Genomic DNA, 13545 nt, shown 5'->3' on the forward strand with positions numbered 1-13545 from the left:
TCCCGGAGGAGGAGTGCGCGGGCCGGGGACCGACCGACCATGGGGCTCATGACCGAACGACGGAGGACCACGCTCGGCACCCTCACCCGGCTCGCGGCCTCGGTCGTGGTCGCCGGTGCGCTCACCGCAGGCATGCTCCTGCCGGTGGTCGGGGCCACCGGCCTGGCCGCCCGCGAGTCCGCCTCGCTGCTCGAGGCGCTGCCGGTGGAGCTCACCGACCAGACACCCCACGGGAACACCACCGTGCTGGCCGCCGACGGGTCGGTGATCACCCAGTTCTACGAGGAGAACCGGACGCCGGTGACGGCCGAGCAGATCCCCGACGTCGTCCGGCAGGCGTTGATCGCCATCGAGGACAACCGGTTCTACGAGCACGGCGGGGTCGACGCCCAGGGCACCCTGCGCGCGCTGGCCACCAACCTCGCCGCCGGAGGGGTCGTGGAGGGCGGTTCGACGCTGACCCAGCAGCTGGTCAAGCAGACCCTCCTGCAGACCGCCGACACCCCCGAGGAAGCCGCCGCGGCCACCGAGGAGTCCGTCGGGCGCAAGCTCGTGGAGGCACGTCTGGCGTTGGCCCTGGAGGAGACGTACTCCAAGGAGGAGATCCTCACCCGCTACCTCAACATCGCCTACTTCGGGGCGGGTGCCTACGGCATCCAGGCCGCAGCACAGCGCTACTTCTCCGTGGACGCGGCCGCTCTCACGCTGCCCCAGGCAGCGACGCTGACCGGCCTCATGCGCAGCCCGGCGGTGGACAGCCCGCTGGCGTCGCCGGAGAACGCACAGGCCCGCCGCGACCAGGTGCTGCAGCGGATGACCGACCTGGGCACGATCAGCGAGCAGCAACGGGTGGAAGCCACCTCGGCCCCGGTGGTCACCGTGCCCTCCCAGAACCCGCCCAACGGCTGCATCGACGCCTCCGTCGGCGGCTTCTTCTGCGCCTACCTGCTCCAGCACCTGACCGAAGAGCTGGGGATGACCCAGCAGCAGCTCGACGACGGCGGCTACACGATCCAGACCACGCTGCGCCCGGACGTGCAGACCGCCGGCGACCGGGCGGTGGTCGAGTCCGTGCCGATGGGCGACTCCCTGGCGGGGATGTTCACCGCCGTCCAGCCCGGGACCGGGCACGTGCTCGCGATGGCCGTGAACCGCACCTACGGCTGCGACGCCGCGGTGGACGCCTCCTGCGAGTCCGTGGTGCTCAACGACGCCGCCAGCCAGGGGTCGGGGTCCACCTACAAGGTCTTCACCGCCGCGGCAGCACTCGCGCGGGGCTTCTCCCCCCAGCACACCATCACCACCACCGACCCCTACGTCTCGCAGGTCTTCCGGGACGGGTCGGGCCGCTACGACGTCGGCAACGCCGGCTCCTACCCCGACACGCTGACCATGGCCGACGCGCTCGTCTTCTCCTCCAACACCTACTTCCTGGCCCTGGAGGACGCGCTGGGCAGTGTCGAGGGCCCGGTCGCCGCTGCCGAGGCCATGGGGATGGACTTCGACCGGCCCAACCAGACCAGCGCACAGCAGATCGTCGCGGAAGACCGCGGCTCGTTCACCTTCGGCGCCGAGCCCACCAGTCCGCTGGACCTGGCCGGCGCCTACGCGACGCTGGCCGCGCGGGGCACCCAGTGCGATCCGACACCCGTGGTCTCGGTGGTGGACCGCGAGGGTGTCCCCGCCACCCTCCTCGACGGGACCCCGGTGGACACCGGCCCCCGCTGCGTCGAGGGGGCGCTGTCCCCCGCGGTGGCCGACACGCTGACCGAGGTCCTGCGGCGAGACGTCGAGCCGGGCAACCCGGGGCAGACCGGCGCACGGGCCTACGTGCCCGGTCACCAGATCGCCGGCAAGACCGGCACGTCGCAGAACGCCCTCTCCGCCACCTTCGTGGGATACACGCCGGAGTACGCAGCCAGCGTGATGGTGCTCAACCCCAAGGAGAACGAGGACGTGGGTGGCTACGGGGGCAACCGGCCCGCCGTCATCTGGAACGACGCCCTGACCCCGGTGCTGGAGGCCGCGCCCGTCGCGCCCTTCCCGGCAGCCGGTGCAGCCGGCCGGTGATCTCCCGGTCAGGAGGACGGGGCGGGGGGCCCGATGGGGGGGAGCACCCCTCCCCCCACCACGTCCCCCTCCCCGATCCGACCTCGACCAGGTGCACTGGTCTCGACGCACCCCGACCGAGAGGCACTCCCGTGACCCGCACCGCCCGCCGCCGTCCCCTCCCCGCACGGGCCACCGCACGGGCCGTGTCACTGGTCGCGGCACTGGCGCTCACCGCCTGCTCGGGCGGCACCACGGACCCACCCGCGGCCTCCCCTGCCCCGCCCTCGGCCCCGACGACCGGTCCCGGCGGGGACGCCGCGGCCGCACCGACGGCGCAGGCCCCGTCCCCGGTCCCTGCGGCCGGGGACCCGCAGCAACAGGGCACCGTGCAGATCCAGCTCACCGCCGGGGACCTCTCGCTGACCGCCACGCTGGTCGACAGCCCCACCGCCGACGCCTTCGCCGCGCAGTTGCCGATGACGGTCCCGATCAGCGACCACGCGAGCACCGAGAAGGTCTTCTACCCACCGGCCGAGCTGAGCACCCAGGGCGCACCAGAGGGGTACGAGCCCTCGGCCGGCGACCTCGCCTACTACTCCCCGTGGGGGAACGTCGCCGTCTACTACCAGGACTTCGCCTGGTCCCGCGGGCTGGTGCCGCTGGCCCGCCTGGACGGCGACCCCGCCCCGCTGGCCGACCTGCCCGACGACACCGAGCTGACGATCGCGCTGCGCTGAGTCCCGCCCCGCCCCACACCTCCCAGCACCGTCCCCCTCTGCCGAAGGACTGCCTCCCGTGACCGACATGAACGCCTACCTCGCCCAGCCGGGCACCGACCAGCCGACCCTGGTCCGCCGGCCGGTCCCGACCGCCGGGGAGGGCGAGCTCCTCGTCCGGGTGCAGGCGGTGGCCCTGAACAACGGCGACCTGGCCCCGGTGAACGCGCCCCAGGTGCCCGGCTTCGAGTTCTGCGGCGAGGTGACCGACGTCGGGGCCGACGTGGACCCGGCGTGGCGTGGCCGGTTGGTCACGGGCATCGCCGCCGGGTCCTTCGCCGAGCACGTCGTGGCCCACCACCGGCACGTCCTGGACGTGCCGGCGGGTGTGGACCCGGCGGCAGCGGCGACCCTGCCGACCGCGCTGAGCACCGAGTACGGCGCCGTCCGCCGATCCGGCATGGCCGCGGGCGACGCGGTGCTGGTCACCGCGGCCGGGTCCGGCATCGCGCTGATCGGCGCCCAGGTCGCCCGGGTCCTGGGTGCTGGGCTGGTCATCGGGACCACCCGTTCCGCGCAGCGCCGGCCGTTCCTGCTCGGCACGGGCCTGGACCACGTCGTGGTGACCGACGAGCAGGACCTGGCCGAGGCCACCCGGTCGGTGACGGCGGGCGCGGGTGCCGACGTGGTGCTCGACCACATCGGCGGCGCCGTCCTGGACGCAGCGGTGGCCGCGGCACGCACGGGCGGGTCGGTGGTGAGCGTCGGGCGCCTGGCGGGCGGCCGGGCCGACCTGGACCTGTTCGCCCTGGCCCGGCGACGAGTGGTCCTGCAGTCGGTCTCCTACGGCCTCACCCCGCCGGCGGTGATCGGTGACCTGATGGACGGGGTGCGCACCGAGCTGCTGCCCGCCGTCGCCGACGGGCGGTTGTCCCCGGTCGTGGACAGCACCCACCCCTTCAGCCGGTTGGGCGACGCACTGGACCGCTTGCGCAGCGGCGACGCCCAGGGGAAGGTCGCCCTGGTCCTGAGCTGACGGTCGGACGCGCCTCCCGGCGCCGTCGACCGGTCAACCGGGCACGCCGGGGGGCGCAACCCTCCGGAGGGCGAACTTCTGGATCTTGCCGCTGGGCGTCCGGGGCAGCTCGTCGAGCACACGCAGCGACTCCGGCCAGAACTGGACGGCGACGCCCTCGCCGGCCAGGAACGCCCCCAGCTCGGCGACAGTCGGGGCTGCCGTCCCGGGGACCAGGACCAGGCAGGCGCACGCGGTCTCGCCCAGTCGCTCGTGCGGGACCGGCACGAGGGCGACCTCCCGCACCGCGGGGTGGGTGAGCAGGACGTTCTCGACGTCGACGACCGGGATGTTCTCCCCGCCCCGGATGATGATGTCCTTGGTCCGTCCGCTGATCCGGATGTGCCCACGCGCGTCGACGACCTTCGCCCGGTCACCGGTCATCAGGAACCCGTCGACGGTGCGGGCGGCGGCATCGAGGTCGGGTCGTTCGTAGTAGCCGATGGTCAGGCCCGGGCCCCGGATCTGCAGGTCCCCCTCGGCGCCGACGGCCACCGGGTCGCCGTGCTCGTCGACCACGCGGACCTGGGCGGGCCCAGCCGGGCGGCCGTCGCTGGTGCCGGCCAGCGACGGGTCGTCGCCCACGGCGGTCGACGTCCCGATGGGGTACTCGCTCATCCCCCAGCCGGCGACCACCCGACAGCCGTGCCGAGCCACCGCCCGCTCGACGAGCACCGGGGGGATGGGAGCCCCTGCGCAGACGAACACCGCGGGCAGTCGGGCACCGGGTCGCCCCGCTGCGGCGAGCAGGTCGGTGAGGAACGGGGTGGCGCCCATCGAGAACGACACGTCGTACCGCGCGGTGAGGTCCAGGGCCTCCTCGGCGTCCCAGGACTCCTGCAGCACGACCTCCCCGCCACCCCGCAGCGGCATCACGATGCCCCACGTGAAGCCGGTGAGGTGACCGAAGGGGGAGACGACCAACGACCGCAGGCCCTCCCCGAAGCCGGCATGTCCGACGAAGCCGTCGACGGCAGCGTGCATGGAGGCCGCGGAGTGCATGACGCCCTTGGGCTCACCCGTGGTGCCCGAGGTGAACGCGAGGACCGCGGGGTCGTCGAGGCCGGTCGGCGTGACCGGGGTCGGGGCCCCGCTCAGCGGCTCGCGCAGCACCGCGCTGCCCAGCAGACCGGCGTGCGCCGTCTCGCCCACGCAGATCACGTGCTGGAGGGTCGACACCTCCCCGAGCAACGTCGCGGCGAGACCTGCGTGGTCGAAGCGCCGGTGCCGGGAGGGCACCACCAGGATCGTGCACCGGGTGCGCCGCAGGACGTGGCCGAGTTCCCGGCGCCGGTAGATCGTGGTGAGCGGGCACACCACGGCTCCGATCCGAGCCGCCGCGTACGTGTAGACGACCGCCTCGAGCCCGTTGGGCAACTGCAGGCACAGCACGTCACCGGCGCGGAGGCCCAGCTCTGCCAGCCGGGTGCTCACCGCCGCGACCTCCGCCAGCAGCTGTGCGCCGGTGAGCTCGACCCAGTCGACGCCCTCACGTCGTCCGGCCAGGGCACGACGGTCGAGCCCCCTGCTCTGCAGCCCGGAGGTGAGGCCTCCGAAGAGGGTGTCCGCTGATGTCTCTGGTGCCACGTGCGGTTCCCTCTCGTCGACGACCCCTCCGGGCGGGTCACGGACCTGCTGCGGTGGGCTCAGAGACCCACGGTCTGCCCGCCGTCCACGACCATCGCCATGCCGGTCGCGAACGCGCCGAGGTCGGAGGACAACCACAGGACGGCGGAGGCTATCTCCTCCGGCCGGCCCATCCGACCGACGGGCTCCTGGCCGATCACCCGGGCGCGGCCCTCGTCGGTGCCACCGGAGAACCGGTTCATCATCGGGGTCTCGATGATGCCGGGACAGACGGCGTTGACCCGGATGCCCTGGGCTGCGTAGTCCAGCGCAGCGGACTTGGTCAGGCCGATCAGCCCGTGCTTGGCCGCGACGTAGGCCGCCTGTCCGGCGATGCCGACGACCCCGGCACCGGAGGAGGTGTTCACGATCGAGCCCCCGCCGTTCGCCAGCATCGCCGGGATCTGGTGCTTCATGCACAGGAACGCGCTGGTCAGGTCGACGGCGATCAACCGGGCCCAGGCGTCCTCCTCGATGTCGGTGAGCGGCGCCGCGGGCTGCTCGATGCCGGCGTTGTTGAAGGCGGCGTCCAGCCGACCGAACCGCTCCACCGTGCCGGCGACGGCGGCGGCGACGTCTCGGGAGGAGGTGACGTCGCAGGTGAGGGCGAGGACCTCACCCCCGTGCTCGGCCACCAGGCGGGCGGTCTCCTCGTTGGCCGCGGCGTCGACGTCGAGCACGGCGAGCCGGGCACCCTCCGCGGCGAAGGCGACGGCGGTGGCGCGGCCGATGCCGCTGCCGGCACCGGTGACGAACGCGACCTTGCCGGTGAACCTGGGCTGGGTCATCTGACGCTCCTGCTCTCTGTGGATCGGGTGGTCCAGGTGGTGGTCACGTGGTGGTGTCGCTCAGCCGACGGGGCGGGTCGCCGAGGGGGCGCTGTAGCGCTCGCGCAGGTCGACCTCGAGTTCCTCGAGGGTGCGGCCCTTGGTCTCGGGGATGTACCGGAAGGCGAACAGCGCAGCCAGCACGTTGAGCACCATGAACCCGCCGAAGACGGTGACCGACCCCAGCGACTCCGCCAGGATCGGGAACAGGAAGGAGATCAGGGCGTTGGCGACCCAGAGCCCACCCAGGGAAGCGCCCATGGCGAAGCCGCGGATGGGCAGCGGGAAGAGCTCGGACAAGACGATGAAGCCGGTCGTGCCCAGGAAGGTCACCATGAACGCGGTGACCAGCAGCATGAAGACCAGGATCAGCGAGGACCGCAGCGTCGAGGACGGCAGCAGGTAGACGGCCAGCAGGCCCAGGTGCGAGGCTGCCACGCCGCCGAAGCCCAGCAGCATCATCCGGCGCCGCCCCATGAGCCCGAGGATCCACATCCCCAGCACGGTGAAGACGATCATCGCGATCCCGACGGTGACCGAGGCCAGCAGGGATGCCGACCGGGTGAAGCCCGAGGTCTCCAGCACGGTCGGGGCGTAGTACATGACCACGTTGATGCCGGTGGTCTGCTGGGCCACGGCCAGCACGATGCCGACCAGGATCAGCCGCTTCATCCAGGGCGAGCTCTTCAGCACGGCCAGCACCGAGGTCTTGGGCTGCTTGCTGTCGGCCTGCACGAGCTCGGTGATCTGGCGGTACTCCTGCGCGGCCTGCTCGGCGGGGTGGGCGCGCTCCAGGGTCTCCCGCGCCTCGGCCCAGCGCTGCTTGCTGGCGTACCAGCGCGGGGTGTCGGGCAGGCTCATCATGCCCAGCAGGAAGGCGACCGCCGGGATGACGGCGATGCCGAGCATGAAGCGCCACACGCCCTGGCTGTCGATCAGGTTGGCGAGCACCGCGTTCATCACGAAGGCCAGGAAGAGCCCGATGACCAGCATCAGCTGGTTGACCGTGACGATGCGGCCGCGCTGGGAGGCGGGCGCCATCTCCGCGAGGTACAGCGGCACGACGACGGAGGCAGCGCCGACCGCGTAGCCCAGGGCGACGCGGGAGAGGACCAGGGTCGGCACGTCCGGCGCCAGCGCACACGCCGCGGTGCTGACCACGAAGACGACGCCGGAGATCACCAGCGAGCGCTTGCGGCCCAGCCGGTCGGCGATGGGTCCACCCAGCAGCGCCCCCGCCGTGGCGCCGGGGAACAACAGCGAGGTCACCAGCAGGCCCTCGGTGAGGGTGGTCAGCGCCAGGTCCTCCCGCAGGTAGACCAGCGCACCGGCGATGACGCCGGTGTCGAAGCCGAAGAGCAGGCCACCGAGGCTGGCGATGGCGGTGAGCCGGAAGAGGAACGTGCGGGAGTCCTCGTGGCCACCGGAGGGGGCCGGGGCACGCGTGGGTGCGTCGATCTGGGTCACGATCATCCTCTTCGCCGGTCGACGTCGACCGCGGTCGTGGGACAAGGGAGCGCCTGGCCGGTATGGCCTGAGACACAGTGCCGGAAAGATATCCTGTACTGTGGGACATCGTCAACAAACCGGCCGGGCATCGACACCAGCCGGGCCACCCGACGGCCGCCACCCCCGGGGTCCGGCCGCCCACGCTCCCGAGAGGCCGATCCCATGCGCGCGAGCACCCAGACCACGGAGTTGCTGACCGCCTACTACGCCGCGATGGAGGCCAACCGCCGCGACCTCCTCGCCGGCTACTACGCCCAGGACATGACCCTGACCTTCGGGAACGCCGCACCGATCCAGGGCCGAGAAGCGGTCGTCGAGGCCTTCGGCGACGTGCTCGACCGGGTCCGGTCCCTGGCCCACGACCTCGTCCGGGTCTGGGAGGAGGAGGACGGTGTCGTCGTCCTGGAGTCCCTCGGCCGGTGGACCACCCGGGCGGGCACGGTCCTGGAGATCCCTGCCGCCACGGCGATCACCGTCGTCGACGGCGTCTTCACCGACCAGCGCATCTGGGTCGACAACGCCCCGGTCTTCGCCGCCCTGGAGCGCGAGGGCGCGTGACCCCCTGACCGCCTGACCGCTGACCCGCTGAACACCCACCCCACCCACCGCACAGCGAAGGACCTCTGATGCCCGGAGCACACCGCGACGTCCAGTCACGCCTGATCGTCACCGGCCTGGACGAGGACGGGAGGTCGACGTTCGTCAGCGACGGCCCCACGACCGACCGCCTGGTCGCCGACGGCTACACCCGCAACCACCTGTGGCAGGCCGTCGAGGTGCCGACCCCGACGACGGCGCCCACCGGACCGGGGGGCGCCGACGTCATCCCGCCGCCGCCCGCGGGTCTCAACTACGTGATCACCGCGTTCGCCCCGGACAGCGAGTGGGACTACGAGGGTGGCTACGCGCGCATCCTGGCCGAGTCCGGGGCCGGTGGCGCCGTCGACCCCGACGACGCCCCGGGCATGCACACCACCGACACCATCGACATCGTGACGGTGATCTCCGGTGAGGCCTGCGTGCTGCTCGACACCGGCGAGACCACGATGCGGGTGGGCGACACGATCATCCAGCGCGGCACCAAGCACGCCTGGCGCAACCGCACCACCGAGCCCTGCGTGGTCTCCGCGGTGCACGTGAGCGCCCGGCGCTGAGCCACCGGTCACACCGACGAGCAGGCCCGGGCCCGGGACGGCGAGGAGGTCCTCGTCGTCCCGGGCCCGGGGCGTGCGTCAGCCGGTCGGGCTCACACCGGCACCCGGGTGTCCACGGCGTCCAGCACGCGCGTGAGGGTGTCGGGTCCACCCACGTTGCCGGGGACGACGACGTAGAGCAGGTCCCGGCCGTCGGCAGCGGTCAGCTGCCAGACCGACACCCCGGGCAGGACCTGGCCCAGGACGAGGGCGGACGTGGCCCCGATCCCGGTGCTGGCGACCTCCGCGGAGGTGATGCCGCCCTTGGCGACGACCACGTCCACCTCGGGGAGCAGGTCCGTCACCGCCGTGGTGAGCGCCCGCATGACCCGCTCGCCGTGGTCGAGGGTGTTGTGCTCCGGGGACCGCGACCGGTCCGTGGCCAGGAGCACGACCGGCGCCCCGGCGAAGGCCTGCCGGGCTGCCGCTGCCGTCGCGAGCCCGGCGGCGACCGGGTCGGCCAGCGCCGCGATGGTGTCGATGACGGCCGGGTCGCCCCACGCCGCGGCGATCGGGGAGAGCTGGGCACCGGCGCCCTGAGTGTGCGAACCGCACACCAGCAGCACCCGGCCGGGCGCCTGCACCACCGGGGTGGCCAGCAGTCCCGTGCTCGGCACGCCGGCGAGGGCGGCCGCCAGCGGGGCGGCACAGCGGACCACGACCCGACGACCCGCGGCGGTCGCGTCCTCCACGGCCCGGGCGATCAGGTCGACGTCACCGGCCTCGACGGCGTCGGGGAGCACCACGGCCCCACCTGGTGCGTCCCGGAGGACGGCAGCCAGCCCCCCGGCCCGGACCCGGTCCAGGGGCACCGCGACCGCGTGGCGGGCGGACTTCTCGGCGACGTAGTCGACCAGCACGCCGGTACCGAAGGGGAACACCGGGTCCTGGGCGTACTCGGTCTCGTGGGCCGGCAGGTCCTGGTCCCCGACCCGGACCCGGTGCACGCCGTCGCGGGTGGTGCGCCCGCCGTCGGGGAAGGCCGGCACGAAGAGCAGGACGGCGTCCCCGTCGAGGAAGACCTCGGACTCGGCGAACACGTGGCCGCGCAGCGTGGAGTCCCCGCGCAGGACGAACCTGACCGGCTCCCCCAGCTCCGCTGCGGCCGCCTCGCCGTCGGCCCGGACCCGGCGGACCAGGGCGACGGCCTGCTCCTCGTCCAGCGCCCTGCTGTTGGTCTGCACGTAGACGGAGTCCGTCGCGCGCAGGGCGGCGAGCAGTCGCTCCCCGGTGCTGCCCAGCAGCACCGTGACACCGGTCGCCGACTGGGTGCCGGTCGGGTCGTCGTCCAGGACGACGGTCTTCATCGGGTCCCCTGTCCTGGGCGCGCGGTCAGGCGGGCAGGGCGGCGACGCGGGAGGCGAGCAGGTCGACACCCATCCGCGGGCTGGTGAGCACCGTGAGCCCGGTGGTGTCGGCCAGCGTGCCGGCCAGGCGCGACATCGACGCCTGCGCCAGCACGATCAGGTCGACCTCGCGGGCCAGGTCGACCGCCTGCTCGGCGATCATCGCGTCGTGCCGCTCGCGGTCACCGGACATCAGCACGTCGAAGGCACCCGGGCACAGCCGCTGCTGCAGGGACACCTCGCGGCCCTGCGCCCGGGCCTGGGCCGCGATGAGGTCGGAGGTGGGGCCCAGGGTGGTGGGGACGGTGGCCAGCACCCCGATGCGGCTGCCCTCCCCGGCGGCGCGGATCGCCATCGCCTCGTCGATCTTGAGCACCGGGGTGGAGACGTGGGTGGCGGCGACGTCGAGCGCGGGCCCCAGCGAGGAGCACGCGGAGAAGATGATGTCGGCACCGGCGGCCTCGGCGGCCTGGGCCAGGTGGGTCATCCGCTCCTCGCTCCGGGTGGAGATGCCCTGCTCGCGGACCACCGTGGCCAGCACGTCGGAGTCCACGAAGTGCAGGACCTCGGCATCGGGGATGAGCTCGGCGATGAGGTCGTTGATCGCGGGTTCGACGGAGACGAACACGAAGCTCGTGTGCAGGATGGCGATCTTCTTCGGCACGGGGCACTCCCTCATCTGGCGTCGTCGTGGACGCCGTGCACCCGGTGTCCACCAGGGGGCGGGGCGACCGGGACGTCGATGTCCGCTGCCGGTCGAGACAGGAACCCCTGCACGATATCCCGGCATGTGGGACTACACAACAGGCAGAGGGGCGTTCAGTCGGTCTGGCGCTCCTGGAGGCGCGCCGAGATGGTGGCCGCGGCCTCCGTGACGGCCCGCACCGCCTGCTCGAGTTCCACATCGCGCCGTTCGACCTCGTCCCAGGCGACCCCGACGCTGCCCAGCGCCGTGCGCTGCGGGGTGAGCACCGGTGCGGCCACGCCGTACACCCCGGGGTTGAACTCCCCCAGCGTCACCAGGTGCCCGTCGCGCTTGATGGTGCCCAGGGCCGCCCGGAACTCGGCCCAGTCGCGCCCGAGCCCGGCATCGGCGATGGCCTGCTCGTGCTGGGCGTAGATGGCCTTGAGCCGGTAGTGCGGGAGGTGGGCCAGGATCACCTTGGACACCGCCCCCTGGAAGAGCGGACGCCGCTGCCCCCGGCGGAACCGGTTGGTCGGACTGGACGGCGCCCGGTACTCCCCGATGCACAGCACGGACTCCCGGAACGCCGTGCACAGCAGCGCGGAGTGGCCGATGGTGTCCACCAGACCCTCCAGCACGCCGTCGCTGGCCAACAGCAACGGGTCGGTGAGCCGGATCTGCAGGTCCATCTCGATGATCCGCGGACCCAGGCTGTAGTAGCCGTTGCGAACGGAGGTCAGCAGCCCCGCGTCGTGCAGGGTCTTGATGTAGCGGTACCCGGTCGACCGGGAGGCCTGGACGGCGTCGATGATCGACGCCGTCGACCACACGGGCCGCTCGGCGCTGAAGAGGTCCAGGATCTGGAAGGTCTTGGCCGGGCTGCCGGCGGCGTCGTCGGCACCACCGCCCACGGACTCCCGGTCCTCGGGGTCCGGACCGTCCGGTGACTCGGGTGCAGGCACCCCCGCACGATATCGGTCCCCACGGGCTCCGCTCACAGCTGCAGGTACACGCTCTTGGTGTAGAGGTACGTGTCCATGTGCGCAGCCGTCCCCTTGGCGCCGTAGCCGCTCAGCTTGGTCCCGCTGAAGCCGACCAGGGGGTCGATGAGCCCGTAGCAGTTGACCCACATGGTGCCGGTGTGCACACCGCGCACGACCTGCAGCGCGGTGGACAGGCTCTGCGACCACACCGCGCCGGCCAGGCCGTAGTCGCTGTCGTTGGCGATCGTGATGGCCTCCTCGACGTCGTCGAAGGGCAGGATCGACAGCACCGGTCCGAAGACCTCCTCCCGGGCGATGCGCATGGAGTTGGTGACCTCACCGAACACGCACGGCTCCACGAAGTAGCCGTTCTCCAGGTCCCCGCCCACCCGACCTCCCCCGCGCAGCAGCTGCGCGCCCTCGGCCCGGCCGATCCGGACGTAGTCCAGCACCCGGTCCAGCTGCGTCCGGGACACCACCGGGCCCAGGTCGACCCCGGCGTCCAGGCCCCGGCCGACGCGCAGCCCGTCCACGTAGGCGAGCAGGCGCTCGGTGAACTCCTCGACGACCGGCCGCTGCACCAGCACCCGGGTGCCGGCGAAGCAGATCTGCCCGGAGTTGGCGAACACGCCCATCGCCGCGCCGGGCACGGCCCGGTCCAGGTCGGCGTCGGCGCACACGATGTCCGCGGACTTGCCGCCCAGCTCCAGCTGCAGCTTCTTGATGTTGCCGGTGGAGGACCGGATGATCGAGCGCCCGGTCTCGGTGGAACCGGTGAAGGCGATCCGGTCCACGTCGGGGTGGTCGGCGAGGGCCTGACCGGCCTGCGCGCCCCACCCGGTCACCACGTTCACCACGCCGGCGGGGACGCCGGCCTCCAGCAGCAGCTCGGCCACGCGCAGCACGGTCAGGGAGGCCTCCTCGGAGGGCTTGAGGACGGCGGTGCACCCGCTGGCCAGCACCGCCCCGACGATCCAGAACTGGCCGTTGAGCGGTCCGTTCCACGGGATGATCCCCCCGACGACGCCCACCGGGGCCTTGAGGGTCATCGTCGCGACGTCCCCGGGCACCCCGTTGAGCAGCGTCTCGCCGCTGATGGTCAGCGCCTGGGCGGCGAAGAAGGCCAGCATCTTCTGCAGCGCCGGCCGACTGCCCAGCAGCCGGGCCACCGGGGCCCCCATGTCCAGGGACTCCAGCTCGACGAGCTCGTCGAAGTGCTCGTCGAGCACCCGGCCGACCCGGTTCAGCAGTGCCTGGCGCTCGTAGGGGGACCAGGTCCGCCAGGGCCCCTCGAAGGCGGCCCGGGCCGCGGCGACGGCGAGGTCGACGTCGACCCGGTCGCCGGCCGCCAGTTCGGCGAGGACCTCCCCGGTCGAGGGGTCCCGCGTGGGGAGCGTGGCACCCGACGACGCCGGGCGGTGCACGCCGTCGATGAGCAGCTGCAGCGGCCCCCGGGACAGGAAGGCCCGGGCTGCCGCGCCCGGCTCGGTGGGGGTGCTGGGGGTCGGTGACGTCGTCACGGGGGTGCCTCTC

12 protein-coding genes are annotated in these 13545 nt (G+C 72.9%); 5 read left to right on the forward strand and 7 right to left on the reverse strand.

Features of this window, described 5'->3' with window-relative positions:
• Positions 1-48 precede the first annotated feature (48 nt).
• From ASG41_RS20520 to ASG41_RS20530, 3 genes are all read left to right on the forward strand, one after another.
• Positions 49-2070 (forward strand): transglycosylase domain-containing protein, encoded by a 2022-nt coding sequence (locus ASG41_RS20520; RefSeq protein WP_082557178.1) that lies wholly within the window; start codon positions 49-51, stop codon positions 2068-2070.
• 185 nt (positions 2071-2255) lie between these two features.
• Positions 2256-2789: a cyclophilin-like fold protein gene (locus ASG41_RS20525; RefSeq protein ID WP_157519591.1), complete on the forward strand. Its 534-nt coding sequence runs from the start codon at positions 2256-2258 to the stop codon at positions 2787-2789.
• Between the two features lie 67 nt (positions 2790-2856).
• A complete protein-coding gene (locus tag ASG41_RS20530) occupies positions 2857-3804 on the forward strand; it encodes a zinc-binding dehydrogenase (RefSeq protein ID WP_235564984.1) in 948 nt (315 codons plus the stop codon).
• 33 nt (positions 3805-3837) lie between these two features.
• On the opposite strand, the gene ASG41_RS20535 is transcribed toward ASG41_RS20530, so the two are convergent.
• From ASG41_RS20535 to ASG41_RS20545, 3 genes are read right to left on the reverse strand one after another with little or no spacing between them, the layout of a single operon-like run.
• Positions 3838-5430: an AMP-binding protein gene (locus tag ASG41_RS20535; protein WP_056299952.1), complete on the reverse strand. Its 1593-nt coding sequence runs from the start codon at positions 5428-5430 to the stop codon at positions 3838-3840.
• Positions 5431-5489: 59 nt separating this feature from the next.
• On the reverse strand, positions 5490-6257 hold the full coding sequence (locus tag ASG41_RS20540; protein ID WP_056299956.1) for a glucose 1-dehydrogenase: 768 nt from the start codon (positions 6255-6257) through the stop codon (positions 5490-5492).
• 60 nt (positions 6258-6317) lie between these two features.
• Positions 6318-7763 (reverse strand): sugar porter family MFS transporter, encoded by a 1446-nt coding sequence (locus tag ASG41_RS20545; RefSeq protein WP_200939159.1) that lies wholly within the window; start codon positions 7761-7763, stop codon positions 6318-6320.
• Positions 7764-7967: 204 nt separating this feature from the next.
• Between ASG41_RS20545 and ASG41_RS20550 the strand changes: the two genes are divergently transcribed.
• On the forward strand, positions 7968-8363 hold the full coding sequence (locus ASG41_RS20550; RefSeq protein ID WP_056299961.1) for a nuclear transport factor 2 family protein: 396 nt from the start codon (positions 7968-7970) through the stop codon (positions 8361-8363).
• A 68-nt stretch (positions 8364-8431) separates the two neighbouring features.
• Positions 8432-8959, forward strand: a complete 528-nt coding sequence (locus ASG41_RS20555) for a cupin domain-containing protein (RefSeq protein ID WP_056299964.1) — start codon at positions 8432-8434, stop codon at positions 8957-8959.
• A 92-nt stretch (positions 8960-9051) separates the two neighbouring features.
• Here the strand turns inward: ASG41_RS20555 and ASG41_RS20560 are convergent, their stop codons facing one another.
• From ASG41_RS20560 to ASG41_RS20575, 4 genes are all read right to left on the reverse strand, one after another.
• Positions 9052-10305 carry a four-carbon acid sugar kinase family protein gene (locus ASG41_RS20560; RefSeq protein ID WP_056299968.1) on the reverse strand — a complete coding sequence of 418 codons (1254 nt, stop codon included), beginning with the start codon at positions 10303-10305 and terminating at the stop codon, positions 9052-9054.
• 25 nt (positions 10306-10330) lie between these two features.
• Positions 10331-11008, reverse strand: a complete 678-nt coding sequence (locus tag ASG41_RS20565) for an aspartate/glutamate racemase family protein (protein ID WP_082557180.1) — start codon at positions 11006-11008, stop codon at positions 10331-10333.
• A gap of 155 nt (positions 11009-11163) precedes the next feature.
• A complete protein-coding gene (locus ASG41_RS20570; RefSeq protein WP_056299975.1) occupies positions 11164-11991 on the reverse strand; it encodes an IclR family transcriptional regulator in 828 nt (275 codons plus the stop codon).
• A 32-nt stretch (positions 11992-12023) separates the two neighbouring features.
• The gene (locus tag ASG41_RS20575) at positions 12024-13532 is read right to left on the reverse strand and encodes an aldehyde dehydrogenase (RefSeq protein ID WP_056299978.1); all 1509 of its coding nucleotides are present in this window, start codon (positions 13530-13532) and stop codon (positions 12024-12026) included.
• Between the last annotated feature and the right edge of the window lie 13 nt (positions 13533-13545).

It is taken from the genome of Modestobacter sp. Leaf380 (assembly GCF_001424485.1).
Lineage (GTDB): Bacteria > Actinomycetota > Actinomycetes > Mycobacteriales > Geodermatophilaceae > Klenkia.